Below are 24,134 nucleotides of genomic sequence, written 5' to 3'. Positions count from 1 at the left end.
ACCCCAAAAACAACAAACAAAAACCACCAAACACACTATTGAGTTCTCAAACAACACACCCGCCCGAGCCGCGCAGCGAACCCGCGGCGAAAAGCCGCGTACTCGTAGTGCGGACGGTCAGGAACCCACCGAAATGGGTTTCCCTCTGGGAGTCTGCCGCGCTCCCCGGTCCGGAGACCGTGTCGCGGCGACCTGAGATAAGTTACGTGAGTGGAAACACGGAGTCAAATCCCCAGGTAGCGGCCGGTTTCGAGGTGCGCCGGCTGCGGGCACAGTCGTACGACCGTGCCAGTTCATCCAACGCGCTGCACCCCGGCGATATTCCGCTTACCTCGCCGCAGCACCAACCAACGGCCGTGCAGGTAATCGGTCGAGGAAGGCGCCCACTCGTCGCTGTCGATCCGCACGTTGTTGACGTAGACGCCGCCCTCACCGACGGTGCGGCGCGCCGCTCCCTTGCTCGGCGACAAGCCGGCGGCCACCAGGAGGTCGGTGATCGTGTCCGGGCCGCCCGGGGCGAGTTCGGCCACCGAGGCCTCCCGGAGGGCGGCCCCCAGCGTCGGCTCGTCGAGGTCGCCGAGTTCGGCGCGGCCGAACAGCGCGCGGCTGGCCAGTTCGACCGCTTCGGTGGCCGCCCGGCCATGGACCAGTGTCGTCAACTCGCTGGCCAGCCGTTTCTGCGCGCTGCGTTCGTGCGGACGTTCCTCGGTCGCGGCGGCCAGTTCGGCGATCGCCTCGGGCGACAGGAACGTGAACCACCGCAGGTAACGCACCACATCTGCGTCGGTGGTGTTGACGAAGTACTGGTACCACGCATACGGCGAGGTCAGCTCCGGGTCCAGCCAGAGGTTGCCGCCGCCGGTCGACTTCCCGAACTTCTTGCCCTCGGAGTCCGTCACCAGCGGGGTGGTCAGCGCATGCACCGTCGCATTCAGCTTCTGCCGGACCAGCCGCGCGCCGGCCACGATGTTGCCCCACTGGTCGGAGCCGCCGATCTGCAGTGAGCAGCCGTGCCGTTGGTGCAGCTCCACGTAGTCGTTGGCCTGCAGCAGCATGTAGCTGAACTCGGTGTAGGAGATGCCCTCACCTTCCAGCCTGCGCCGCACCGTGTCGCGGTCGAGCATCACATTGACCGAGAAGTACTTGCCCACGTCACGCAGGAACTCGATGGCGGACAGCGGCCCCGTCCAGTCCAGGTTGTTCTCGACGATCGCGCCGCTCGCCGAGTCGTCGAATTCGACGAACCGCTCGAGCTGACCACGGATGCGCACCGACCACTCGGCGACGGTGTCGGCGGTGTTCATGGTGCGCTCACCCGTGTCGCGCGGATCACCGATCATCCCGGTGGCGCCGCCGGCCAGCACAATGGGCCGGTGCCCGGCCTGCTGGAACCGGCGCAGCGTCAGTAGCGGGATCAGGTGCCCGGCGTGCAGGCTCGGCGCGGTCGGGTCGAAGCCGGAATACACGGTCACCGGTCCGGCCGCCAGCTCGGCGGCCAGTGCGTCGATGTCGGTGGACTGTGCGACCAGACCGCGCGATGCGAGCTCGTCGAGGATGCCGTTGGTGGTCACGGTGTCGATCTTCCCGTACTAGTCGCTGCCTCCCGGCGCGGGTGCACGCGGACTCCGCCGGTAGGCCGACACCTCGGGCCTGCCCGCCAGCCAGAACCGCCAGGGCCGGTCGGCGGCCTTGCTGACGCCGACCCGCGGCCCCGCAATGCCTGCACACTCGTCGCCGAGGATCAGCCGGATCGGACCGGCCGGGTCGAACAGGTCGATCCCGTTGTCCGACATCATGATTCCCAACGCGGAGCACAGATTCCCGGGACCACGCGCCAACGCCGCCGGCTTCACCGCGGGCCCCCGCCGGAGAGCGGCGACCTCGACGCCCGATTCGATGGCCGCCGCCCGCAGCAGCACCGCGGCGGCCACTTCGTCCTCGGCGCAGACCACGTTGGCGCACACGTGGATGCCGTGACTGCGATAGGCGTAGAGCCGGCCGGGTGGCCCGAACATGACCGCATTGCGGATACCGGGACCACGGTAGGAGTGCGCCGACGCGTCCGGCCACGGCCCGCCGGCCGGCCCGCCGTACGCCTCCACCTCGACGATCAGCGCGGTGACGTCACGCCCGATCAGCGTCGCGCCGAGCAGGCGCCGCGCCGCGGTGACCGGGTCGACCGCAAGCACGTGGGCGGTGGGCGAATCTCGGACCATCGCCTGCATCCTACGAAGTCCTTGACACGGCATCGCGCCGCGGCGCACTATTCACCACATGATGAGTTCATCGCATGATGAATTTTCCGGGACCGGCTCCGGCGCCGCGGTGGTGATCGAGGGCCTCCGGGTGATCCGCGGCGACCGTCCGGCGGTCGACGACCTCAGCGTGTCCATCGCCGGCGGCACGATCACCGGCCTCCTCGGCCCGTCGGGGTGCGGGAAGACGACGCTGATGCGCTGCATCGTCGGAACGCAGATCATTGCGGGCGGCACGGTGACCGTGCTGGGCCACCCCGCAGGTTCGGCGCCCCTGCGTCGCCGGGTCGGGTACGTCACCCAGTCCCCGACCATCTACGACGACCTGCGGGTACTCGACAACGTCCGCTACTTCGGTGCGCTGTACGGAGCCGACGCCGACGACGCCGACAGTGCGATCGCCGCGGTTGGATTGGAGGAGCACCGATTGGCGCTGTGCGGCAACCTGTCCGGCGGTCAGCGCACCCGGGTGTCGCTCGCGGCGGCACTGGTGTGTCACCCGGATCTGCTGGTTCTCGACGAACCGACAGTGGGCCTGGACCCCGTGCTTCGTGTCGAGCTGTGGCAGCAGTTCCGCGCGCTGGCGAAGGCAGGCATCACCCTGTTGGTGTCCAGCCACGTCATGGATGAGGCCGACCACTGCGACGACCTGTTGCTCATGCGCGACGGCCGCCTGCTCGCCCACACCACTCCGGCACGACTACGGGAGGACACCGGATGCACGTCACTGGAGGAAGCGTTCCTGTCCGTCATCCGGCGCAGCACCGAACGAAGGGCCGAAGCCGGATAGCCGGTCAGGCGTACCTCGCCACCACCACCCGGATCCTGCGGCAACTGGCCGCCGACCATCGCAGCGTGGCGATGATCCTCGTGGTTCCGAGCCTGGTCATCACGCTGATGTACTTCATGTTCCAGAATGCGCCGCACCCGCCGGGAAGCCCGTCGCCGTTCAACAACGCCTGCCTGATCATGCTCGGCGTCTTCCCGCTGGTGCTGATGTTCCTGATCACCTCCATCACGATGCAGCGCGAGCGGGTGTCGGGGACGCTTGAGCGCATCCTCACCACTCCCTTGCGCCGACTCGACTTGCTCGCGGCCTACGGCACCGCCTTCTCGGTCGCCGCTGCGGCCCAGGCGGTACTCGCCTGCGTGGTGTCGTTCTGGTTGCTCGGCTTCGACACCGTGGGTAGCCCGCTGCTGGTGTTCGCGATCGCGATCGTCAACGCCGTGCTCGGCGTCGGGCTCGGCCTGCTGTGCAGCGCGTTCGCGCGCACCGAGTTCCAGGCCGTCCAGTTCATGCCCGTGGTGATCGTGCCGCAATTGCTGCTGTGCGGGATCATCGTGCCCCGCGCCCTGCTGCCGGAATGGCTGCAGTGGGTCAGCAACGTGCTGCCGGCGAGCTACGCCCTCGAAGCGCTCCGTGAGGTCGCTGCCCACCCCGACCTCACGGCCACCGCCGTTCGCGACATCGCCGTGGTGATCGGCTTCGCCGTCGTCGCGATGTGCCTCGCCGCGGCGACCCTTCGGCGAAAGACACCGTGACGGCTGCCGACCGCGGTCCCGACCGCAAACGGCCCGGCCGGCCGGCCGGGCCGTCGGACACTCGCGACCGGATCCTGACCAGCGCGCGGGAATTGTTCGCGCGCAACGGCATCAACAACACCTCCATCCGCTCGATCGCGGCAGGAGCCGGTGTCGATCCGGCACTGGTGCACCACTACTTCGGCAACAAGAAGCAGTTGTTCGCGGCCGCCATCCGCGCGCCGATCGACCCGATGGACATCATCACCCCGCTGCGTGAGGTCCCGGTCGACCAGATCGGCCATCTGTTGCCCAGACTCCTGTTGCCGCTGTGGGATTCAGAAGCCGGAAAGGGGTTCATCGCGACGCTGCGGTCGCTGCTCGCCGGTTCCGAGGTGACCCTGTTGCGCTCGTTCCTTCAGGAGGTGATCGCCGTCGAGATCGGCCCCCGGGTCGACGACCCGCCGGGCAGCGGACGCATCCGTATCCAGTTCGTGGCCTCGCAGTTGGTCGGGGTGATGATGGCCCGCTACATCCTCGAGCTCGAACCGTTCAGCTCATTGCCCGTCGAACAGATCGCCGAGACCATCGGCCCGAACCTGCAGCGCTATCTGACCGGCGACCTGCCCGGACTGGGTCAGGCCTGAGCCCGTTCGAGCAGACGGTGGTGTTCGGCGTCGTCGGTGATGTCGGCGGCCTCGTCGACCAGCAACACCGGGATGCCGTCTTCGATGCGGTAGGCGCGCCTCAACCGTGGGTTGTAGAGAAGCTCCTGATCGATCAGCAGCAGCGGGCCGCGATCCTGCGGACACACCAGGATGCCGAGCAACTTTTCGTCGACCATGCTGTCCATCAGTTGTAGGGGTTGATGTCCCAGCCGTCGGTGAACTGGTTGCGGTCCTCATCGCCTCTCGGCGGTTGCCACGTCGGCGCCTTGTTCGTCGGCCCGCTGCCGGGCTGGGTCGCAGCCGCATTCTGCGCCGCCAGTTTGCGTTGGTAGGAAACCGTCTGCTTCAGCGCCGCCACCAGCGGACCCTGATTCGGGCGCTGGTTCAACGCATCCTGCAGCGCCAACGCGTTGGCGTTAGAGGGGATGAACCCGCGACTCCGGAGCGTCATCGCGTCATCGACCAGCTTGGACACCTGGCCGCCCCCGTCGCCCTGGGCGTACTCGCTGTGGATGGCCGACAGCAGTTGGTCCGCGGAAACCTTGGGCGCTGCGGCTGCCTTGTTGCAGTCCTCACCGGTGCACTTCTTCGGCCCCTCGGCCGCGACCGTCGGGTCGGCGGGCTGCGCCGACGCGGTCTGTGCCGCGACGCCGGTGAGCAGGCCGGCGGCCAGCGCGCCACTGGCGATCCCGCCAATCACGATGCGCCTGACGGCGCTGCTGGTCAGCGAATTCATCGATCCTCCAGTACGCCTGGCGTGGCGACGATCTGCCGCCACGGGGAGCCTAACAGTGTGGTGGCCGTGGGGCACGGTGCGATGCGTGAGGTCATTGCTGCGCCCGCGGCTCGTTCTCCGGAACACTCACCTCGCCCCGCGCCTCCTGTCCTCCGGTCAACTCGGCACGCACGGCCACCGTCAGCCGCTTGTAACTGTTGGTGTCGGGATCGAGGTACCAGGCGTTACGCCGCGACGGTTTGGGGATGCCTGCGGCGCGCAACTTGCTGACCATCGGCCGGTACGTGGCACTCAGCGTCACGTCCGCGACGACGTGGACGACATCGGGCGGATTGCCCACCGGCAGGCTGAGCAGTGCTTCGGACAGGTCGGCCGTCGGGACGCTGCCGCCGGGCCGCAGCGCCAGTGCGGTGACCGCAAGCAGTTGGCCGCCGGCCTCGACGCCGTAAGTCACCGCCAGATCCACCGCGCCGAGCCGGGCGGCCGCCTGATTGATTGTCGCGGCGAACACCGGCCCGCGGGCGGTGTGGATGATCGCGCTGCGGGTGTCGACGAGCCAGTAGTCGCCGTCGTCGTCCCGGCGGAACAGATACTCGGTGGACACCCAGGTGTCGGCCGGAGCGAACACGCCGCGCTTGATCGACGCGGTCGGATCCACCGGGCCGCGCGGGTGTGCCAGCAGCACTCCCACCTCGTTGGGCCGGGCCCGTCTCACGAAACCACGCTCGTCCTCGAGGATGAGGTCGTCCTCGGGGTCATAGGCGGCGAGTTCGACGTGGCCGCCGCCGGGCAACGGCCGTCCGCTGCTGCCCGGCTTGGCGCCCGAGACGTTGGCCAGCACGGCCTGCCCGTCGGTGGTTGCGAAGAACTCCACGACCCGGGCGGGGTCGAACACCTCCACCACCCGCCGCCACACACCCGCGGGCATGCCTGAGCCGATGAACAGCCGCACCGGGTGGCTGCCGTGTAGGGAGAACGACGGGTCGTCGATGACCTCGCGGAGCATCGCCCATGTGTAGGACACCACGGTCACGCCGTACTGGCGGATCTCCTGGACGAACCGGTCGGGACGCAGGCCCCGCGACAGCGCGATCCGCGAACCGCCGACCACGGCGCCGCCCAGGCTGACCAGCAGGCCCGACTGGTGATGCAGCGGCGTCAGGCAGTACACGGTGTCGCCGCGTCCCAGATTGGCCGCCGACGCCGTGCCGAACGCCGAGAGCGCCCAGCGGTAGTTGGTGATCTGGCGGGCGATGAGTTGTCCGCCGACCGTGCTGAAACCGACGAACGCGAGGTCACGTGCCAGCGCAGGGTTCGGCCGGTACCAGCCCGGCAGCTCGACGACGTCCGGGTCGATCTGCTCCATGTCGACGACGTCGACCTCGTCGGCCAGATCGAGGTCGCGTGACTCGCCGCCGCCCAGCACGAGCACGCGCAGCGAGAGCCGGCGCGCAGCTTCGAGGTGGGTGGGGTCGGTGATCACGTCGGAGACGGCCCCGAGTCGGGCCGCCATCCCGAGGTCGACGTCGGGCGGCATCAGCACCGCGACCGCGCCCAGCCGTGACAGGGCGGCGATGGCGACCAGCGCGCTCGGCCGGGTCTCCATCAGCACGCCGACATGCGTGCCCTGGCGGACACCGACCGCGATCAGGCCCCGCACGACGTTGTCGACACGTCGGTCGACCGCCTCGTAGGTGTGCACGCGACCGTCGAAGAGCAGGAACTCACCGTTGGGCGCACCGCGAGCCTGCTCGGACATGATGCGGCCGAGTGAGATCCGGGTGTGATCGTTGATCTGGCCGAGCCGCGCGAGCCTGGGCAGCGTGCGGACGGTCTCGACCGCCAGCGTCCGCGCAGACTTGTTCGCGGTGACCACGGCGCCGGCCGCCGAACGGGCCAGGTCGAAAGCCATCTCGGTGGCGGCCGCCGCAGTGTGTGTCACCCGCGAGGTCAGCGAGACACCGCTCTCGGCATGTTCGGCGGGTTGTAGCGCCATCGGCACGACCAGGTCCGGCATCTCGCCGTCGCCGTCGAGCCACTTCACCCAGGCCGCGACGGTCGGCCACGTCTGCGTCGCCGCCTTCGAGCCCACGACGAGACCGAAATGGCCTGTCCTGATGTCGTATTCGTACACGTCCGCCTGCGGGGCGGCCCGCTTGATGCCCCGCACCGACGCCGGTTGGCCGATGTCGTCGACCTCGCCCACCACGGCGAGTACGGGGCAGTCGATGTCCGACAGCGTCACCAGGTCGCCGCGGATGGAGAAGCCGCCGCTCATCATCCGGTTGTGCGCGATGAACTGCTTGAGCAGTTCCGCGATCGCAGGGCCGGACCAGGCGATCCATCCCTCGGATGCCAGGAAGCGGCGCTGCTGTTCACGCGAGAGCAGCGCCTCGCGGTCGTGTAGCTGGCGCAGGAAATCCAGTCGCGACTGCGCCGTCTTGACCGGATCGAGCATCTGGAAACCGGTGCGCGCCAACCATCCCGGGATGTCGATGCGGCTGAACACGTGGTCGGCCATGAAGTCGGCCGCCGCGGGCGCGAGGCTGGCGGGCAGGTTCATCGGCAGCGCGGCAAGGGTGTCCACGGGTGCGCCGAACGCGACGATGCTGGCCAGGTCCTTGGATCGGCGGTACGCCGCGGTCTGGTAGGCGAACATCCCGCCCTGGGAGTAGCCGGCGAGGTGGACGTCGCGCCCGCTGATCTCCTTGACGACGTCGATGGCCTCCGAAAGCGCGACGACGTGGTCGGCGAGGTTGCGCTGCATGCCGCCCTCGACCTTGTCCGGCGACCCGAAGTCGATGACCCACGGATCGATGCCGGCCTTGTGCAGGATGCCGACGGCGCCCTCGTCGCGCGTGACGTCCCACATGTCGGCCGACATCATCATCGGGTGCACCATCAGCACCGGCGCTCCTGGCGGTGTGGCGCCGGGCCGGACATCGGGCGGGAAGTAGCGCCGCAGCCGGTACATCGGCACGCTCTGCACGATCTGGAACGGCGATGGGACGGCGCCGGTCTCCAGGCCGCCGTAACGAAGGACCTCCAGGCCGTTCTGTGCGGTGGCCACCAGACGCCCTATCGGTCTGGTGAACGCCGAGAGGTCAACCACCGCACACTCCCCTTTTTCGCTGCCGATACGCGGCCCGCCCCCGAGTCGCCGACCGCAGTGCCCGTCATCATGGCACAGCGCACCCCTATCATCGGCGGCTGATGGCAAACCTGATCAACGTCGAACGAGCGACCGTCGCCCACGGCACGCGCACCCTGCTGGACGCCGTGAGTCTGGGCGTCGAGGAGGGCGACGCGATCGGTGTCGTGGGACGCAACGGCGACGGCAAGACGACCCTGCTTGGCATCCTGACCGGCGTCTCCGGCCCCGACTCCGGCCGCGTCACCCACACGTCGGGGCTGTCCGTCGGGTATCTGCGCCAGGGCGATGACTTCGCCGCCGGCGCGACCATCCGCGAGGTGATCGTCGACGGCAGGCCGGATCACATCTGGGCGGCCGAACCGGACACCCGCGCGGTGGTCGAACACCTGCTCGCCGACGTCGACCTCGACGCCCCGGTGGGCCGGCTGTCGGGCGGCGAGCGCCGGCGGGTGGCGCTGGCGGCGGTGCTCATCGCCGGGCACGACGTGCTCGTGCTCGACGAGCCCACCAACCACCTCGACGTCGAGGTGATCGGCTGGCTCGCCGGTCACCTCACCTCCCGGAACGCGAAGGCGCTGGTGGTGGTCAGCCACGACCGCTGGTTCCTCGACGCCGTCTGCACCAGGACCTGGGAGGTGCACGACGGAGCCGTCGACTCCTACGAAGGCGGATACGCCGCGTATGTGCTCGCCCGGGCCGAGCGCATGCGGATCGCGGCGGGCACGGAGTCGCGCAGGCGCAACCTGATGCGCAAGGAACTGGCCTGGCTGCGGCGCGGACCGCCCGCCAGGACCTCGAAGCCGAAATTCCGCATCCAGGCCGCCAACGACCTGATCGCCAACGAGCCCGAACCGCGGGATTCGCTGTCGCTGCAGCGTTTCGCCATCGCGCGACTGGGCAAGGACGTGTTCGATCTGCACCGCGTCGACCTCGTGCTCGGCGAGCGGGAGATACTGAACAAGCTCGACTGGTCGATCGGCCCCGGCGCCCGCATCGGCCTGGTCGGCGTCAACGGCACGGGCAAGTCCTCGGTGCTCAAGCTGCTGGTCGGCGAGCTGGACCCGACGGCGGGCACCGTCAAGCGCGGGAAGACACTGAAGATCGGCTATCTCAGCCAGGCGCTGGTCGAACTCGACGGCACCCTGCGTGTTCTCGACGCAGTGGAGAAGGCCCGTCGCATCACCGAGCTGGCCGGTGGACGCGAGGTGAGTACGTCGACGCTGCTGGAGGACTTCGGCTTCACCGGCGACAAGCTCACCACCCGGCTGGCCGACCTGTCCGGCGGGGAGCGGCGGCGCTTCCAGTTCCTGCGCCTGCTGCTCGACGAACCCAATGTGCTGCTCCTCGACGAGCCCACCAACGACCTCGACATCGACACGCTGACGGTGATCGAGGACTACCTCGACGGTTGGCCCGGCACCCTGATCGTCGTCACGCACGACCGCTACTTCCTCGAGCGGGTGGCTGACGTGACCTACGCGTTGCCCGGTGGCGGCCGGTGCGTGATGCTCCCCGGCGGTATCGAGCAGTACCTTGCCGAACGCGCCTCGGCGCCCGCGGCCGTGACCCGCGCCGAGCCTGCCAAGGGCGAGACGGCCGCGGCCCGGGAACGCCGCACCGGAAAAGAGTTGGCACGCATCGAGAATCAGCTCGGCAAGCTCGACGAACGGATCGCCGCGCTGCACGAGAAGATGGCCGACGCGGCGGCCGACCACGTGCGGGTCGGGGAACTCAACGGTGAACTGAACGACCTGCAGACGCGCAAGGACGAGCTCGAAGAGGCGTGGCTGGCGGCGGCCGAGGACTAGTCGCCGACGTCGGTAGAGTCGTCGCCATGGCCGAACTGCCCGACTTCACCGGACTGATCTCACGGGAACAGGGCCTGTGCGTGTTCAGCACGCTGCGGCGGGACGGCAGCATCCAGTCCTCGGTCGTGAACGCCGGAGTGCTGGCCCACCCCGTCACCGGCACGCAGGTGGTCGGGCTCGTCGCCGTCGGCGGCTCGCTCAAGCTCCGCAATCTGCGCGCCGACCCGAGGGCAACCGTCGTCGCCCGCACCGGGTGGCAGTGGGCGAGCGTCGAGGGGCGTGCCGAGCTCATCGGACCCGACGATCCGCACGAGCAGATCGACGGCCAGGGTCTCACGACGCTGTTGCGCGAGGTGTTCACCGCCGCGGGCGGGACCCACGACGACTGGGACACCTACGACCGCGTGATGGCCGAGGAACGACGGACCGCGGTGCTCATCGCCCCACAGCGCGTGTACACCAATCCCGGCGCGTGACGGCTACCGGCGCAGGGCGATCCGCAGCCGGTCGGCGGTGTCGCGCACGACGTTGAGCTGCTTGGCGACCTGGACGGGCGCCGTCCCGCCGCGGGAGTCCCTTGAGTTCACCGACCCCTCGATCGTCAGCACGTCGCGGACCTCGGCGGTCAGTTCGGGATGGATGCCGTTCAACTCGGCGTCCTCGAGCTCCTCGAGGCCGACACCGCGCGCCTCGGCGGCCCGCACGGCGGCACCGGCAGCCTCGTGCGCCACCCGGAACGGCACGCCGCGCCGGACCAGCCACTCGGCGACGTCGGTGGCCAGCGTGTACCCCAGCGGCGCCAGCTCGGCCATCCGGTCGACGTCGAAGCGCAGCGTCGAGACCAGCCCGGCCATCGCAGGCAGCAGCAGTTCGAGCTGGGCCACCGAGTCGATGACCGGCTCCTTGTCCTCCTGCAGATCGCGGTTGTACGCCAGCGGCTGCGCCTTCAGAGTCGCCAGCAGACCGGTCAGGTTGCCGATCAGCCGCCCGGACTTGCCGCGGGCCAGCTCGGCGATGTCCGGGTTCTTCTTCTGCGGCATGATCGAGCTGCCCGTCGACCAGGCGTCGTGCAGCGTGGCGTAGCCGAATTCGGTGGTGCTCCAGAGGATCAGGTCCTCGGCGAGCCGGGACAGGTCGACCCCGATCATCGCGAGCACGAAGGCCGCCTCGGCGGCGAAGTCGCGGGCGGCGGTGGCGTCCACGGAGTTGTCCGCCGCGGCGGCGAAGCCCAGTTCCGCGGCGATGGCGTCGGGGTCGAGGCCGAGCGACGAGCCGGCCAGCGCCCCGGATCCGTACGGCGACACCGCGGCTCGCCGGTCGGCGTCGATCAGCCGGTCCACGTCGCGCAGCAGCGGGTGGGCATGAGCGAGCAGGTGGTGGGCCAGCAGGATCGGCTGCGCCGACTGCAGATGGGTCTTGCCCGGCAGGATGGCGGTCGGGTGGGCGGCGGCCTGCGTGGCCAGCGCGCCGACCACTTCGAGTGCGCCGTCGGCGACGCGGCGGATCGCGTCGCGCAGCCACATCCGGAACAGGGTGGCCACCTGGTCGTTGCGTGACCGGCCGGCGCGCAGTCGCCCGCCGAGGTCGGCGCCGACCCGGTCGATCAGTCCGCGCTCCAGTGCGCCGTGCACGTCCTCGTCGGTGACCAGCGGGCCGAAGCTGCCGTCGGCCACGTCGTCGGCCAAGCTGTCAAGCCCCACGAGCAGCCCGTCGCGCTGCTCCTCGGTCAACAGACCCGCCGAGAAAAGCACCCGCACATGGGCTTTGGATGCGGCGACGTCATAGGGCGCCAGCACCCAGTCGAAGTGCGTCGACTTGCTCAGCGCGGCCAGCGCATCGGCGGGCCCGTCGGCGAACCGGCCGCCCCACAGCGATCCCTCGTTGGTGGCGCCCCGGTCTTCGGGCGTCATTTGATGCCCAGGTCCCGGCGGGCGGAGATGCTCGACGACAGTCCGTGCACGTGCACGAAGCCCTTGGCCGACGACTGGTCGAACGTGTCGCCCTCGTCGTAGGTGGCGAGGTTGAAGTCGTACAGCGACTCCGCGCTGCGCCGGCCGTTGACGGCGATGTGCCCGCCGTGCAGCACCATCCGGATCTCGCCGGTGACGTGCTGCTGGGTGTGGCCGACGAACGACTCGAGCGCGGTCTTCAGCGGCGAGAACCACAGCCCGTCGTACACCAGCTCGCTCCACTTGCGGTCGGTGGTGCGCTTGAACCGGCCGAGTTCGCGCTCCAGCGTGACGTGTTCGAGTTCGGTGTGCGCGGTGATCAGCACCATCGCGCCGGGCGCCTCGTAGATCTCGCGGCTCTTGATGCCGACCAGCCGGTCCTCCACGACGTCGAGACGTCCGACGCCCTGCGCGCCGGCCCGCCGGTTGAGCTCCTCGATCGCCTGCAGCACCGACACCGGCTGACCGTCGATGGAGACCGGCACCCCCTTGTCGAATCCGACGATGACCTCGTCGGGACTGCTCCAGTTGATCGTCGGGTCCTCGGTGTAGTCGTAGACGTCCTTGGTCGGGGCGTTCCACAGGTGCTCGAGGAAGCCGGTCTCCACCGCGCGACCCCACACGTTCTGGTCGATCGAGAACGGCGACCGCTTGCTCACGTTGATCGGGATCGCGTTCTCCTCGGCGAAGGCGATGGCCTTCTCCCGCGTCCACGCGTAGTCGCGAACCGGTGCGAGCACCTCGAGATCGGGTGCCAGCGAGGCGAATCCGACCTCGAAGCGGACCTGGTCGTTGCCCTTTCCGGTGCAGCCGTGGGCGACGATGCCGCCGCCGTGTTCCCGCGCCGCCTCGACGAGGTGTTTGACGATCAGCGGCCGGCTGAGCGCCGACACCAGCGGGTAGCGGTCCATGTAGAGGCCGTTGGACTGGATCGCCGGCAGGCAGTACTGCTCGGCGAACTCGTCTCGGGCGTCGACGACGACGGCCTCGACGGCGCCGCAGTCCAGTGCCCGCTGGCGCACCACGGACATGTCCTCCCCACCCTGACCGAGGTCGATGGCGACCGCCACCACCTCGCGGCCGGTCTCCTTGCCGATCCAGCTGATCGCCACGGACGTGTCAAGACCGCCGGAGTACGCCAGGATGACGCGTTCGGACATGGGTGTTGCTCCTCTTATCGCAGGTTCTCGATGGTGGTGGCCAGTTCCGCGCCCGTCATGGGTTCGCGGGCCACCAACAGGATGGTGTCGTCGCCGGCGACGGTGCCGACGATGTAGGGCAGTGCCGCGCGATCCAGGGCGGCGGCGAGGTAGTGCGCCGCGCCCGGCGGCGTGCGCAGCACGGCCAGGTTGCCGCTGGCGTCGGTGGACACGAGCAGGTCGGTCAGCAGGCGGGTGACTCGTTCGGTGCCGCCGGACACCCCGCGTACCGGGCTGCCGTCCTCGGGCACGACATAGACACCGACGCCGCCGTCGGCGCCGCGCAGCTTCACCGCGCCGAGCTCCTCCAGGTCCCGCGACAGCGTGGCCTGGGTGACGTCGATGCCCTCGTCGGCCAGCATCGCCGCCAGCTCGCCCTGGCTGCGCACCGAGTTCGACGACAGGATCGCCACGATGCGGGCCTGGCGGCCTGCCCTGGTCGCCGCCGAAGTCATCGCACCCTCATCGCGACTTCTCCAGCAGCCACACCAGCAGCGCCTTCTGGGCGTGTAGCCGGTTCTCGGCCTCGTCCCACACCGCGCTGTGCGGACCGTCGATCACCTCGTCGGTGATCTCGTGTCCACGGTGGGCGGGCAGGCAGTGCAGCACCACGGCGTCGGCGTCGGCCCGGTCCACCAGTGCCTCGTTGATCTGGAACGGCCGGAACGGCCGCACCCGGTCGAGGCCGTCGTTCTCCTGACCCATCGACGTCCACGTGTCAGTGACCAGCACATCGGCGCCGTCGGCGGCCGCGTGCGGGTCGGCCGTGACGGTGACCGTCGCGCCTGTCAGCTCGGCCCGCTCCCTGGCGGCCGCGGTGAACATCGGGTGCGGCTCGAATCCCACCGGCGCGGCGATGGTGACGTGCATGCCCGCCGTCACGCCGCCCAGCATCAACGAGTGGGCCATGTTGTTGGCGCCGTCACCGAAGTAGGACATCCGCAGCCCCGGAAGGGATCCGCGGCGCTCGGCGAGGGTCTGCAGGTCGGCGAGCACCTGGCACGGGTGGAATTCGTCGGACAGCGCATTGACCACCGGCACGTCGGCGCCCGCGGCCATCGCGGTCAGCCGCTCCTGGGCGAAGGTGCGCCAGACGATGGCATCGACGTAGCGCGACAACACCTTTCCGGTGTCTTCGAGGGTCTCCTCACGGCCCAGCTGGGTGCTTCGCCCGTCGACGACCACGGCGTGACCGCCGAGCTGGGCGACGCCGACCTCGAACGAGAACCGGGTCCTGGTCGAGTTCTTGTCGAAGATCACCGCCACGCCGCGCGGACCCTCCAGCGGGCGCCGCGACATCGGGTCCTTCTTGAGCTCGGCGGCCAGGGTCAGCACCTCGGCCTGCTCCTCGGGGGTCAGGTCGTCGTCGCGCAGGAAGTGCCGGGTCATCTCGTCGCCTCCGCACCCATGTCGAGGACCGCCGGAAGTGCGGTCAGGAACTGTTCGATCTGCGCGTCGGTGATGACCAGCGGCGGTGCCAGCCGGATCACGTCGGGCGCGGCGGCGTTGACCAGGAACCCGGCGTCGCGGGCGGCGGATTCGACCGCCTTGCCCGCGGGCGCGGTGAGCGCGATACCGCACAGCAGTCCGCGGCCCCGGACATGGTCGACGAGTGGGTGATTCAGCGACCCGATGCCGTCGTGCAGTGTCTTGCCGAGCTGGCCGGCACGCTCGACGAGGTGTTCGTCGGCGAGAGCCTTCAGCACGGCCAGCGCCGCGGCGGTGCACACCGGGTTGCCGCCGAAGGTGCTGCCGTGCAGGCCGGGGGTGAGCAGGTCGCCGGCCGCCCCGACCGCCAGGCAGGCGCCGATGGGCAGTCCGCCGCCCAGTCCCTTGGCCAGGGTGACGATGTCGGGGGTGACACCGTCGCGCTGGTGGGCGAAGAACGTCCCGGTGCGGCCCATCCCGGTCTGCACCTCGTCGAGCACCAGCAGGGCGCCGTGCCGATGGGTGAGATCGCGCGCCACGCTCAGGTACTGCGGGCCCGGGTCGACGACGCCGCCCTCCCCCATGATCGGTTCGAGGAACACCGCGGCGGTGTCGTCGTCGATCGCCGCGGCGAGCTCGTCGGTGTCGCCGTAGCGGACGTGGGTCACGTCGCCCGGCAGCGGCGCGAACGGCGCCTGCTTGCTCGGCTGGCCGGTCAGTGCGAGCGAGCCCATCGTCCGGCCGTGGAAGGCGCCTTGCGCAGCAACGATTTTCGTGCGTCCGGTGAGCCGCGTCATCTTGAACGCGACCTCGTTGGCCTCGGTGCCGGAGTTGCAGAAGAACACCCGCGCCGGCGCGCCCAGCAGCCGGACCAGTTCCTCGGCCAAGGCGATGCCGGGTTCGGTGGCGTACAGGTTCGACGTGTGTCCGAGCGTGTCGAGCTGGCGGGTGACGGCCTCGATGACCGCGGGATGGCGGTGCCCGAGCACGTTGACCGCGATACCGCCGAGCAGGTCGATGTAGGTCTTGCCGTCGGCGTCGGTGACCACCGCGCCGTCACCGCTGACGAGGGCCAGCGGCGGGGTGCCGTAGTTGTCCATCATGACCGCGGACCACCGCTCCTGCAGAGTCTGATGGGTGCTCATGCCGGTACCACCTTCGTGCCCGTCCCCTCGTCGGTGAACAACTCGCCGAGCACGCAGTGCTCCACGCGGCCGTCGATGACGTGCGCGCTGGGAACGCCGCCGGCGACGGCGCGCAGGCAGGCCTCGATCTTGGGCACCATCCCGGCCTCCAGTCTCGGCAGCAGTTGGGTGAGTGATGCGGCGTCGATCTCGGAGACCAGCGAGTCGCGGTTCGGCCAGTCGGTGTAGAGGCCCTCGACATCGGTGAGCATCAGCAGTTTCTCGGCGTGCAGCGCCTCGGCCAGGGCCGCGGCCGCGGTGTCGGCGTTGATGTTGTGCACCACGCCGTCGACGTCGGGGGCGATGGTCGACACCACGGGGATGCGTCCGGCGCCGATCAGGTCGAGCACCGCGTCGGTGCTGACCTTGTCGACGTCGCCCACCAGGCCGATGTCGGTGTCGACACCGTCGACGAGCACGCTGCGCCGCACCGCGGTGAACAGGTGGGCGTCCTCGCCGGTGATGCCGACCGCGTAGGGACCGTGCGCGTTGATCAGCCCGACGAGTTCGCGACCCACCTGGCCGAACAGCACCATCCGCGCAATGTCGAGCACCTCGGGCGTGGTGACCCGGAAGCCGCCCTTGAAGTCGCCCGGCACGCCGAGCCTCTCCAGCATGGCGCTGATCTGCGGGCCCCCGCCGTGCACCACCACCGGGTGGATGCCGCAGTTGCGCAGGAACACCATGTCCGCCGCGAAGGCCGCCTTGAGCAGGTCGTCGGTCATGGCGTTGCCGCCGTACTTGACCACGACGATCTTCCCGTGCAGTTGTGTGAGCCACGGCAGTGCCTCGGCCAGCACCTTGGCCTTGACCGGGGTGCCGAGCGGGGCCGGCCGGCCGGCGACATCAGGGGACGTCATGAGCTGTAGGCCGAGTTCTCTTCGACGTAGCCGTGCGACAGGTCGGTGGTGCGCACGGTGGCCGCACCCCCGCCGAGAGCGAGGTCGATGACCACGTCGATCTCCTCGCCGGACAGGTCGACGTCGCGGGCGCCGGGCGCCCCCGCACCGTTCACGCACGTCGGAAAGCCGTTGAAGGACACCGTGATCCGATCGGGGTCGATGGTGAACGGCACCATGCCCACCGCTGCCAGCACCCGGCCCCAGTTCGGGTCCGACCCGAACAGCGCGGTCTTGACCAGGCTGTCGCGGGCGACCAGCCGCGCCGCGGTCAGCGCGTCGGCCTCGGTGGGTGCGCCGGTGACGGTGACCGACACCCGCTTGGTCACCCCCTCGGCGTCGGCCTGCAGCTGGGCGCACAGGTCGTCGCACACCCGCAGCACGGCGTCCTCGAGTTCGTCCTGGCTGGGCGCGATCTCACTGGCTCCGGACGCGAGCAGCAGGACGGTGTCGTTGGTGGAACAGCTGCCGTCGACGTCGAGCCGGTCGAAGGTCAGGGCGGCGGCGCGGTGCAGTGCGTCGCGCAGGGCGTCCGAACTAGCCACCGCATCGGTGGTCAGCACGCACAGCATGGTGGCCAGCGACGGTGCCAGCATGCCCGCGCCCTTGGCCATCCCGCCGACGGTCCACTTGTCGGGGTGGTGCAGCGCCACCTGCTTGGGCACCGTGTCGGTGGTCATGATGGCGCGCGCCGCATCTTCGCCGCCGGCCAGTCCGCCCGCGAGTTCGTGCACCGCCTCGGTGACACCGCCGAGCACTCGGTCCATCGGCAGGCGGTCGCCGATCAGGCCGGTGGAGCAGACGGCGACCTCGATCGCGCCGGTCTCGGTGCCCCAGTCGGAGAGCGCCGCGGCGACGGCTTCGGCGGTGGCGTGGCTGTCCTGGAATCCCAGCGGGCCGGTGCACGCATTGGCGCCGCCGGAGTTGAGCACCACCGCCCGCAGCCGGCCGGTGGTGAGCACCTGGCGGGTCCACAGCACCGGCGCGGCCTTGACCTGGTTGCGGGTGAAAACTCCCGCCGCCGCGTGGTCGGGGCCTTCGTTGAACACCAGCGCCAGATCCCGTGCGCCGGAGGCCTTGATGCCCGCGGCGACGCCGGTGGCGCGGAAACCGGCGGGCGCGGTGACGCCCTGGGTGCGCAGCAGCCGGGTGGTCGTGTCGTTCGTGGTTGTGGAGTCGTTCGTGGTTGTGGTGTCGTTCGTGGTCACGGCGCCACCCCCACGATCGACAGGCCCTCGGTCTCGGGCCAGCCGAGCGTGAGGTTCATCGACTGCACCGCCGCGCCGGCGGTGCCCTTGACCAGGTTGTCGATGGCGGCGATGGCGATGAAGGTGTGCGCGTCCTCGTCGACCGCGACGGCAATCTGTGCGGCGTTGCTGCCGATCACCGAGCCGGTGGTGGGCAGCCGACCCTCGGGCAGCAGGTGCACGAAGGGCTCACCGTCATAAGCCTTCTCGTACGCCGCGCGCAGCTCGGACAGCGGCGCGTCGGTGCGGGCGGTGCAGGTGGCCAGGATTCCGCGCGAGGTGGGTATCAGGACCGGGGTGAACGACACCGTGACGTCCCGCTCGGTGACGGCCCGCAGGCCCTGGGCGATCTCCGGGGTATGCCGGTGCCTGCCGCCGACGTTGTAGGCGCGCGCGGAGCCGATCACCTCGGCGCCGAGCAGGTCGGTCTTGGCCGCCCGGCCCGCGCCCGACGTGCCGCTGACGGCGACGACGGTGACGGCGGGCTCGACCAGATCGGCGGCGACGGCGGGCAGCAGCGCCAGCAGCGCCGCTGTCGGATAGCAGCCGGGGACGGCGATGCGCTTGGCGTCGCGCAACCGGTCACGCCCGCCGGGCAGTTCGGGCAGCCCGTAGGGCCAGCTGCCCGCGTGGGCGGATCCGTAGAACCGGACCCAGTCGTCGGCGTCGGTGAGCCGGAAGTCGGCGCCGCAGTCGACGATCAGCGTGTCGTCGCCGAGTTCCTCGGCCAGGGCGGCGGAGTGACCGTGCGGGAGGCCGAGGAAGACCACGTCGTGGCCGGCGAGCACCTCGGCCGACGTCGCCTCGAGCACCCGGCCGGCGAGCGGCAGCAAATGCGGGTGGTGTTCGGCCAGGCTGGTGCCGGCGCTGGCCGCCGCAGTCAGCGCACCGATGGTGAGCCGGCCGTCGGCGTAGGCCGGGTGCCCGAGGAGCAGGCGCAGGATCTCTCCGCCGGCGTACCCGCTGGCCCCGGCGACCGCCACAGAAGTCATGCACGAAGCATGCATGGTTATGCAGTCGAATGCAAACCAATTCTGACGTGGCCCAAGCCGTCACCCGAGCCGGAGGCCGGGCACCGCGGCACGGACGCCGTCGACCGAGGCGCCCAGCGCCGTCGAGAGGTCCCAGGCCACCTCACGCACGCGGGTGCCGATGTGGTCGGCACGCTCGGCGCTCATCCGCACCTCGGGCACCGACGCGCCGAGCGCACCGATCACTCGCTGGCTGTGGTCGAACACCGGCGAGGCCACCGCGCAGATCCCGACTGTGCGCTGGCCCCGCGACTCGGCATAGCCCCGTGCGCGGGCCAGCTCCAGTTCACGGCGAAGCAGTTCGGGGTCGACGGTGGTAGTGGCGGTCATCGCGTCAATCCGCTCGCCGAGGTGACGCTCGCGCTCCTCGGCCGGCATCGCGCACAGGATGGCCTTGCCGGGGCCGCCGTAGACCAGCCGGATCGGCACGCCGATGTCGGTGTAGGTCCGGCGCAGTTCCTGGTGGCTCTCCACCTGGGCGGCGACGATGCGGTGGCCGGTCCGCAGCAACTCGTGCAGGCCGATCGTCTCGTCGAGTTCGTCGCGCAGATCGGTCATGAACGGCAGCGCCGCCTCGCGCAGCGTTCGCGGCATCGCACCCGAGTTGGCCAGCTGCAGTAGGAAGGGGCCGAGGCCGTACCGCTTGGCGCCGGTCTGACGCACGAGGTGGTTCTCCTGCATCGCCGCCAGCAGCCGGTGCACCGTGCTGGTCGACAGGCCGGTCGATCGGGCGAGTTCGCTGATTCCCAGCTCGGGTGTGCGCCCGCTGAAGCACCGCAGAATCGCGACCGCTCGATCAATCGACTGAACTCCGTTGCGCCGCTGCACATCTGCGCCGCCTTCAGTACTTTCCATCGCCCCGGTCACCCCTCCGTGTCGTCCCACTCTGACAGTCCGTCCGGCTGTTTGCACAGTGATCCACGTCTCTCGAACCACTTGACGTGATTGCGCTCACCGTCTTAGCCTTTCTGCAATGCGCACAACATATCCCACAATGCGGGAAGGATCAATGCGACCACTCAGCGGATTCCGAGTCCTCGACCTGACGCGATTCCTGTCGGGTCCCTACTGCACGATGGTGTTGGCCGAACTCGGCGCCGACGTCATCAAGATCGAACAGCCGGGCACGGGGGACGACTCGCGCCGGATGGCGCCGAAGGTCAACGGCGAGAGCTACCCGTTCGCGATGCCCAATCGCAGCAAGCGGTCGGTCGCGCTGGACCTCAAGTCCGACCGCGGCCGCGAGCTGTTCCACGAGCTGGCGGCGGGCGCCGACCTAGTGATCGAGAACTTCCGGCCCGGCGTGACCGGGCGTCTCGGCATCGACTACGACGCCATCCGCGCCGTCCGCGAGGACATCCTGTACTGCTCGATCAGCGGGTTCGGCCAGACCGGCCCGTACCGTGACCGGCCGGGATTCGACATCATGGCCCAGGGCATCGGCGGGTTCCTGCGGATGACCGGTCAGCCCGACGGCAAGCCCACCAAGGTCGGCATCGCGATCAACGACATCGCCGCAGGCGCCACCGCGATCTACTCGATCCTCGCGGCGGAGCTCAACCGGCGGCAGACCGGCGAGGGTCAGTACATCGACATCTCGCTCGTCGACGCCGGCCTGGCCTGGACGGTCTGGGAGTCCGGCGCCTACTTCGGCAACGGCGAGACCCCGGCGCAGACGGGCACTCGGCATCGGCGATCCGCTCCCTACCAGGCCTACCGCACCGCCGACGGCTACGTGACGATCGGCGCCAACACCGACCGGCTGTGGCAGCGGCTGATCAACGACGTGCTCAAGCGCCCGGACTGGGCCGACGACCCGCGCTTCATCGACCTGCCCGCGCGGATGAACCACCTCGACGAGCTCGAGAAGGAGATCGAGGCGATCACCACCACGCTGCCCACCAGCGCGTGGGTCGACCGGATGGACACCGCCGGTGTCCCCGGCGGGCCGGTGCTCACCTACGACGAGACGCTCGACGATCCGCACGTGCAGGCGCGCGGCATGATCGTCGACCTCGAGCATCCGATCATCGGGCCGATGAAGACCATCGCCCCGCCGACCCGGTTCTCCGACCTCGAATTCAGCGTGCGCGCGCCGGCTCCCTGGCTGGGCCAGCACACCGCCTCGGTGCTGTCCGAGTTGGGCATCGGCGGCGACGAGATCGATCGCCTCTTCACCGACGGCATCCTCTACGACGCCCACCCGGACCTGCAGAAGGGAAAAACCGCATGAGCGACAAGACGATCCGTGTCGAACGGGACGACGAGACCCCGGCGATCGCCACCGTCGTGCTCGACAACATCGACAGCCACAACGCGATCGCCCTGACCATGTACCGCCGCATCCCCGAGGTGTTCGCCGAACTGGACGCCGACCCGGCGGTCAAGGTCGTGGTGTTGCGCGGGGCAGGCACCCGCAGCTTCGCCTCCGGCGCCGACATCAGCGAGTTCGAGGAGGTCCGTGGCAACAGTGACTCCGCCAAGGCCTACAACGAGCACGTCGCGGCGGCCGAACACGCCGTCGAGGGCTGCACCAAGCCCACCATCGCGATGGTGCACGGCTACGCCATCGGCGGTGGCTGCGGTCTCGCGCTGGCGTGCGACATCCGGTTCGCCGACGAACGGTCCCGGTTCGGCATCACCCCGGCGAAGCTCGGCCTGGTCTACAGCCTGGAATCGACCAAACGACTCGTCGACGTCGTCGGGCCGTCCCGCGCGAAGTGGATCCTGTTCTCCGGGCAGCACGTCCACGCCGAGGAGGCGCTGCGCCTCGGCCTGATCGACGAGCTCGTGCCCGCCGACGACCTGGAGAAGCACACCTACGAATTCGCCCGCCTCGTCACCACCCGCGCTCAGTACAGCGTCCGGTCGTCGAAGCGCATCGTCGACCTAGTGCTCGGCGGGCAGACCTCCGACGACGAGGTGACCACCGGCATCCGCAACTCGTCCTTCGACACCGACGACTACGCCGAGGGCGTCCGGTCGTTCCTGGAGAAGCGTCCCCCGAGGTTCACCTGGTCATGACCACCACCGATCCCGCTGTCCGGCCCACCGATCCGGTGGGTGCCGCCCAGTACGCCGCCGGCGTAGCCGAGCCGGAATTCGGCCGGTACTTCCTCATCCACTTCCTCGGCCTGTCGATCGACTACGTCGACGACGACAAGGCCTGCGTGGTGCGCCTACCGTTCGCCCGCCACCTGTGTAATGCCGGCGGCGCCGTGCACGGCGGTGTGCTGTCCACCGCGCTGGACATCTCGATGGGTCACGCCTGCCAGCGCTACCTGTCGGCCGGTTCGACCATCGAGATGCAGATGCGATTCCTGCGGGCCGTGCGCACCGACGTGACGTGCACGGGCCGCGTCGTCCACGGCGGCCGGCGCATCGTGCAGTTGGAGTCCCACATGCACGACACCGCGGGCCGCCTCGTCGCCACCGCCAGCGGCTCGTGGTTCCGCCACGACGCCACCACCTGAGAACCCAAGCCTCCCGCCCACCACTCAACGAGGAGAACACCATGCGACTCAAAGCGATCATCACCGCGCTGATAGCCGTCGCCGCCCTGGTGCTGTCGGCGTGCAACGCCGGCAGCGGCAACTCCGGATCCGCCGAGGACTACCCGTCCCAGGAACTGGACTGGACCATCGCCTTCGGCCCCGGCGGCGGCAACGACATGATGGCCCGCAAGCTCGTGCAGATCATCCAGGAGAAGAACCTCTACCCCAACGACATCGCCGTGGAGAACCGCGAAGGCGGCAGTGGCGCCACCGGATGGGGCTACCTGCTGAGCAAGCGCGGCAGCGGATACGACGTGTCGACCACGTCGGGGTCCTTCCTCACCACCCCGCTGCAGGCCGACCCGGGCTGGACCTACAAGGACTTCACCCACGTCGGCCTGATGGCCACCGACGACGCGCTGCTGCTCGTCGACGGCAAGAAGGGCATCCGCACCTTCGAGGACTGGGTCGCCTACGCCAAGAACAAGGGCAAGGTCGTCGTCGGTGGCATCGGCACGGTGAACGTCGACTTCATCCTGCAGTCGCTGATCGCCGAGCACGCCGGCTACGAGATCGAGTACGTGCCCTACAACGAAGAGGGCCAGGTGCAGACCTCACTGCTCAGCGGTGCGCTCGACTCGATGATCTCCAACCCCGGGTCGATCCTGGGCCAGGTGGAGTCCGGTGACATGACGCCCGTGCTGTTCACGGGCAAGGAGCGCCTGCAGAAGCTGCCGGACGTCCCGACCGGCGCCGAGAAGGGGATGGCCGACCTGCCGTCCATGCCGCGCGGTTTCATCCTCCCGCCCGACGCCCCGGACTACGCCCGCGACTGGTGGATCAAGACGATGAAGGAGGTCGTCAAGACCGAGGAGTGGCAGGCCTATCTCGCCGACAACTACCTCACCAAGAACGAACTGTGGGGCGACGACTTCACCGCCTACCTCGAAACCACCACCGCAGAGTTCGAGAAGACGCTCAAGGAACAGGGCGCGCTGTGACCGCGACGACCCCGTTCAACATGGCGACCGCAGCCGTGTCCGAGTCCACCGAGCCCAAGCGGGTGGTCAACTGGCCGAGACTCACCTTCCTCGGTGTGCTGCTCATCGCGTTCGCCTTCTACACCGAGATCGCGATGGGCATGGAGTGGCGCACCCAGGCCGGCCGCATCGGCCCCGGCGTGTTCCCCCGCATCCTGGGCTTCACCGCGATCGCCGTCATCGTCATCGCCGCTGTGCGTGACGTGCTTTCGAGGCCCTCGGCCAAGCCCGTCAGCCAGGCCGAGGCCGCCGACGAGGCCGCCGAACCGGACCTCGGCCGGCATCCGGTCGCGCTGGTTGCATTCACCATCGCGGCCGCGGTGTTCGTCGCGCTGCTCGGCGTCCTCGGCGCCGCGCTGGCCGGGGTGCTGTTCCTGGCCGTCACCCTGTGGTTCCTCGATCCGAAGCACCACGTTCGGTCGCTGATCATCGCGGTGACCGTGCCCGTCCTCCTGTACCTGGCGTTCCAGACCGGCCTCAACGTCGGTCTGCCGCAGGGAATTCTGCCGATCGGCTGAGGA

24 protein-coding genes are annotated in these 24,134 nt (G+C 69.5%); 10 read left to right on the top strand and 14 right to left on the bottom strand.

Annotation, left to right across the window (positions count from 1 at the left end; all coding sequences use genetic code 11):
• Positions 1-293: 293 nt before the first annotated feature.
• A complete protein-coding gene (gene tyrS, locus O6P37_RS13200; RefSeq protein WP_269894471.1) occupies positions 294-1,571 on the bottom strand; it encodes a tyrosine--tRNA ligase in 1,278 nt (425 codons plus the stop codon).
• 18 nt (positions 1,572-1,589) lie between these two features.
• The gene (locus tag O6P37_RS13195; RefSeq protein ID WP_269894470.1) at positions 1,590-2,216 is read right to left on the bottom strand and encodes a DNA-3-methyladenine glycosylase; all 627 of its coding nucleotides are present in this window, start codon (positions 2,214-2,216) and stop codon (positions 1,590-1,592) included.
• A 58-nt stretch (positions 2,217-2,274) separates the two neighbouring features.
• Here O6P37_RS13195 and O6P37_RS13190 point away from each other — a divergent pair, with 58 nt between their 5' ends.
• From O6P37_RS13190 to O6P37_RS13180, 3 genes are read left to right on the top strand one after another with little or no spacing between them, the layout of a single operon-like run.
• Positions 2,275-3,045 carry an ABC transporter ATP-binding protein gene (locus tag O6P37_RS13190; RefSeq protein WP_269894469.1) on the top strand — a complete coding sequence of 257 codons (771 nt, stop codon included), beginning with the start codon at positions 2,275-2,277 and terminating at the stop codon, positions 3,043-3,045.
• On the top strand, positions 2,973-3,797 hold the full coding sequence (locus tag O6P37_RS13185) for an ABC transporter permease (RefSeq protein WP_269894468.1): 825 nt from the start codon (positions 2,973-2,975) through the stop codon (positions 3,795-3,797). Before O6P37_RS13190 ends, O6P37_RS13185 begins: the two co-directional genes overlap by 73 nt.
• Complete coding sequence (locus O6P37_RS13180) at positions 3,794-4,423, top strand: TetR/AcrR family transcriptional regulator (RefSeq protein WP_269894467.1); 630 nt, start codon at positions 3,794-3,796, stop codon at positions 4,421-4,423. The genes O6P37_RS13185 and O6P37_RS13180 overlap by 4 nt, the downstream gene beginning before the upstream one ends.
• On the opposite strand, the gene O6P37_RS13175 is transcribed toward O6P37_RS13180, so the two are convergent.
• The 3 genes from O6P37_RS13175 to O6P37_RS13165 form a co-directional block, all read right to left on the bottom strand.
• Positions 4,414-4,620 carry a Trm112 family protein gene (locus tag O6P37_RS13175; RefSeq protein ID WP_269894466.1) on the bottom strand — a complete coding sequence of 69 codons (207 nt, stop codon included), beginning with the start codon at positions 4,618-4,620 and terminating at the stop codon, positions 4,414-4,416. The genes O6P37_RS13180 and O6P37_RS13175 overlap by 10 nt on opposite strands.
• Positions 4,621-4,628: 8 nt before the next feature.
• On the bottom strand, positions 4,629-5,180 hold the full coding sequence (locus tag O6P37_RS13170; RefSeq protein ID WP_269894465.1) for a hypothetical protein: 552 nt from the start codon (positions 5,178-5,180) through the stop codon (positions 4,629-4,631).
• 91 nt (positions 5,181-5,271) lie between these two features.
• Positions 5,272-8,292, bottom strand: a complete 3,021-nt coding sequence (locus O6P37_RS13165) for an acyl-CoA synthetase (RefSeq protein WP_269894464.1) — start codon at positions 8,290-8,292, stop codon at positions 5,272-5,274.
• A gap of 101 nt (positions 8,293-8,393) precedes the next feature.
• Between O6P37_RS13165 and O6P37_RS13160 the strand changes: the two genes are divergently transcribed.
• Both O6P37_RS13160 and O6P37_RS13155 read left to right on the top strand, forming a co-directional pair.
• On the top strand, positions 8,394-10,142 hold the full coding sequence (locus O6P37_RS13160; RefSeq protein ID WP_269894463.1) for an ABC-F family ATP-binding cassette domain-containing protein: 1,749 nt from the start codon (positions 8,394-8,396) through the stop codon (positions 10,140-10,142).
• A 26-nt stretch (positions 10,143-10,168) separates the two neighbouring features.
• Complete coding sequence (locus O6P37_RS13155; protein WP_269894462.1) at positions 10,169-10,618, top strand: TIGR03618 family F420-dependent PPOX class oxidoreductase; 450 nt, start codon at positions 10,169-10,171, stop codon at positions 10,616-10,618.
• Between the two features lie 3 nt (positions 10,619-10,621).
• Here the strand turns inward: O6P37_RS13155 and argH are convergent, their stop codons facing one another.
• The 9 genes from argH to O6P37_RS13110 are packed head-to-tail and all read right to left on the bottom strand — an operon-like array spanning position 10,622 to position 19,934.
• The gene (argH, locus tag O6P37_RS13150; RefSeq protein ID WP_269894461.1) at positions 10,622-12,052 is read right to left on the bottom strand and encodes an argininosuccinate lyase; all 1,431 of its coding nucleotides are present in this window, start codon (positions 12,050-12,052) and stop codon (positions 10,622-10,624) included.
• On the bottom strand, positions 12,049-13,251 hold the full coding sequence (locus O6P37_RS13145; protein ID WP_269894460.1) for an argininosuccinate synthase: 1,203 nt from the start codon (positions 13,249-13,251) through the stop codon (positions 12,049-12,051). The genes argH and O6P37_RS13145 overlap by 4 nt, the downstream gene beginning before the upstream one ends.
• A gap of 14 nt (positions 13,252-13,265) precedes the next feature.
• Positions 13,266-13,745: an arginine repressor gene (locus tag O6P37_RS13140; protein ID WP_269894459.1), complete on the bottom strand. Its 480-nt coding sequence runs from the start codon at positions 13,743-13,745 to the stop codon at positions 13,266-13,268.
• Positions 13,746-13,752: 7 nt separating this feature from the next.
• Positions 13,753-14,679 (bottom strand): ornithine carbamoyltransferase, encoded by a 927-nt coding sequence (argF, locus tag O6P37_RS13135; protein ID WP_269894458.1) that lies wholly within the window; start codon positions 14,677-14,679, stop codon positions 13,753-13,755.
• The gene (locus O6P37_RS13130; RefSeq protein ID WP_269894457.1) at positions 14,676-15,863 is read right to left on the bottom strand and encodes an acetylornithine transaminase; all 1,188 of its coding nucleotides are present in this window, start codon (positions 15,861-15,863) and stop codon (positions 14,676-14,678) included. Before O6P37_RS13130 ends, argF begins: the two co-directional genes overlap by 4 nt.
• On the bottom strand, positions 15,860-16,762 hold the full coding sequence (gene argB, locus O6P37_RS13125) for an acetylglutamate kinase (RefSeq protein WP_269894456.1): 903 nt from the start codon (positions 16,760-16,762) through the stop codon (positions 15,860-15,862). Before argB ends, O6P37_RS13130 begins: the two co-directional genes overlap by 4 nt.
• A complete protein-coding gene (gene argJ, locus O6P37_RS13120) occupies positions 16,759-18,009 on the bottom strand; it encodes a bifunctional glutamate N-acetyltransferase/amino-acid acetyltransferase ArgJ (RefSeq protein WP_269894455.1) in 1,251 nt (416 codons plus the stop codon). The genes argB and argJ overlap by 4 nt, the downstream gene beginning before the upstream one ends.
• Entirely contained in the window at positions 18,006-19,055 is a 1,050-nt protein-coding gene (argC, locus tag O6P37_RS13115; protein ID WP_269894454.1) for an N-acetyl-gamma-glutamyl-phosphate reductase, read from the bottom strand. The genes argJ and argC overlap by 4 nt, the downstream gene beginning before the upstream one ends.
• A 45-nt stretch (positions 19,056-19,100) precedes the next feature.
• Positions 19,101-19,934 (bottom strand): IclR family transcriptional regulator, encoded by an 834-nt coding sequence (locus O6P37_RS13110; protein ID WP_269894453.1) that lies wholly within the window; start codon positions 19,932-19,934, stop codon positions 19,101-19,103.
• A 154-nt stretch (positions 19,935-20,088) separates the two neighbouring features.
• Here O6P37_RS13110 and O6P37_RS13105 point away from each other — a divergent pair, with 154 nt between their 5' ends.
• Genes O6P37_RS13105 through O6P37_RS13085 form a run of 5 tightly spaced genes read left to right on the top strand, consistent with a single transcriptional unit; the run spans position 20,089 to position 24,131 of the window.
• On the top strand, positions 20,089-21,312 hold the full coding sequence (locus O6P37_RS13105; protein ID WP_269894452.1) for a CaiB/BaiF CoA transferase family protein: 1,224 nt from the start codon (positions 20,089-20,091) through the stop codon (positions 21,310-21,312).
• Positions 21,309-22,103 (top strand): enoyl-CoA hydratase-related protein, encoded by a 795-nt coding sequence (locus O6P37_RS13100; RefSeq protein WP_269894451.1) that lies wholly within the window; start codon positions 21,309-21,311, stop codon positions 22,101-22,103. Before O6P37_RS13105 ends, O6P37_RS13100 begins: the two co-directional genes overlap by 4 nt.
• Positions 22,100-22,552, top strand: a complete 453-nt coding sequence (locus O6P37_RS13095; protein ID WP_269894450.1) for a PaaI family thioesterase — start codon at positions 22,100-22,102, stop codon at positions 22,550-22,552. The genes O6P37_RS13100 and O6P37_RS13095 overlap by 4 nt, the downstream gene beginning before the upstream one ends.
• 41 nt (positions 22,553-22,593) lie before the next feature.
• The gene (locus O6P37_RS13090) at positions 22,594-23,574 is read left to right on the top strand and encodes a Bug family tripartite tricarboxylate transporter substrate binding protein (RefSeq protein ID WP_269894449.1); all 981 of its coding nucleotides are present in this window, start codon (positions 22,594-22,596) and stop codon (positions 23,572-23,574) included.
• Positions 23,571-24,131, top strand: coding sequence for a tripartite tricarboxylate transporter TctB family protein (locus tag O6P37_RS13085; protein ID WP_269894448.1), 561 nt, complete (start codon positions 23,571-23,573; stop codon positions 24,129-24,131). The genes O6P37_RS13090 and O6P37_RS13085 overlap by 4 nt, the downstream gene beginning before the upstream one ends.
• The last annotated feature ends 3 nt before the right edge of the window (positions 24,132-24,134 follow it).

The organism is Mycobacterium hippophais (assembly GCF_027529605.1).
In the GTDB taxonomy this organism is placed as follows: Bacteria; Actinomycetota; Actinomycetes; order Mycobacteriales; family Mycobacteriaceae; genus Mycobacterium; species Mycobacterium arseniciresistens.
This window is presented reverse-complemented; position numbering and strand designations above follow the sequence as displayed.

Bases quoted from the DNA above. Each gene is read 5' to 3' on its own strand.
- O6P37_RS13195 (WP_269894470.1), bottom strand. From the start codon at position 2,216: ATGGTCCGAGATTCGCCCACCGCCCACGTGCTTGCGGTCGACCCGGTC.
- O6P37_RS13190 (WP_269894469.1), top strand. From the start codon at position 2,275: ATGATGAGTTCATCGCATGATGAATTTTCCGGGACCGGCTCCGGCGCC.
- O6P37_RS13185 (WP_269894468.1), top strand. From the start codon at position 2,973: ATGCACGTCACTGGAGGAAGCGTTCCTGTCCGTCATCCGGCGCAGCAC.
- O6P37_RS13175 (WP_269894466.1), bottom strand. From the start codon at position 4,620: ATGGTCGACGAAAAGTTGCTCGGCATCCTGGTGTGTCCGCAGGATCGC.
- O6P37_RS13170 (WP_269894465.1), bottom strand. From the start codon at position 5,180: ATGAATTCGCTGACCAGCAGCGCCGTCAGGCGCATCGTGATTGGCGGG.
- O6P37_RS13160 (WP_269894463.1), top strand. From the start codon at position 8,394: ATGGCAAACCTGATCAACGTCGAACGAGCGACCGTCGCCCACGGCACG.
- O6P37_RS13155 (WP_269894462.1), top strand. From the start codon at position 10,169: ATGGCCGAACTGCCCGACTTCACCGGACTGATCTCACGGGAACAGGGC.
- argH (WP_269894461.1), bottom strand. From the start codon at position 12,052: ATGACGCCCGAAGACCGGGGCGCCACCAACGAGGGATCGCTGTGGGGC.
- O6P37_RS13145 (WP_269894460.1), bottom strand. From the start codon at position 13,251: ATGTCCGAACGCGTCATCCTGGCGTACTCCGGCGGTCTTGACACGTCC.
- O6P37_RS13140 (WP_269894459.1), bottom strand. From the start codon at position 13,745: ATGACTTCGGCGGCGACCAGGGCAGGCCGCCAGGCCCGCATCGTGGCG.
- argF (WP_269894458.1), bottom strand. From the start codon at position 14,679: ATGACCCGGCACTTCCTGCGCGACGACGACCTGACCCCCGAGGAGCAG.
- O6P37_RS13130 (WP_269894457.1), bottom strand. From the start codon at position 15,863: ATGAGCACCCATCAGACTCTGCAGGAGCGGTGGTCCGCGGTCATGATG.
- argB (WP_269894456.1), bottom strand. From the start codon at position 16,762: ATGACGTCCCCTGATGTCGCCGGCCGGCCGGCCCCGCTCGGCACCCCG.
- argC (WP_269894454.1), bottom strand. From the start codon at position 19,055: ATGCATGCTTCGTGCATGACTTCTGTGGCGGTCGCCGGGGCCAGCGGG.
- O6P37_RS13110 (WP_269894453.1), bottom strand. From the start codon at position 19,934: ATGGAAAGTACTGAAGGCGGCGCAGATGTGCAGCGGCGCAACGGAGTT.
- O6P37_RS13105 (WP_269894452.1), top strand. From the start codon at position 20,089: ATGCGACCACTCAGCGGATTCCGAGTCCTCGACCTGACGCGATTCCTG.
- O6P37_RS13100 (WP_269894451.1), top strand. From the start codon at position 21,309: ATGAGCGACAAGACGATCCGTGTCGAACGGGACGACGAGACCCCGGCG.
- O6P37_RS13095 (WP_269894450.1), top strand. From the start codon at position 22,100: ATGACCACCACCGATCCCGCTGTCCGGCCCACCGATCCGGTGGGTGCC.
- O6P37_RS13090 (WP_269894449.1), top strand. From the start codon at position 22,594: ATGCGACTCAAAGCGATCATCACCGCGCTGATAGCCGTCGCCGCCCTG.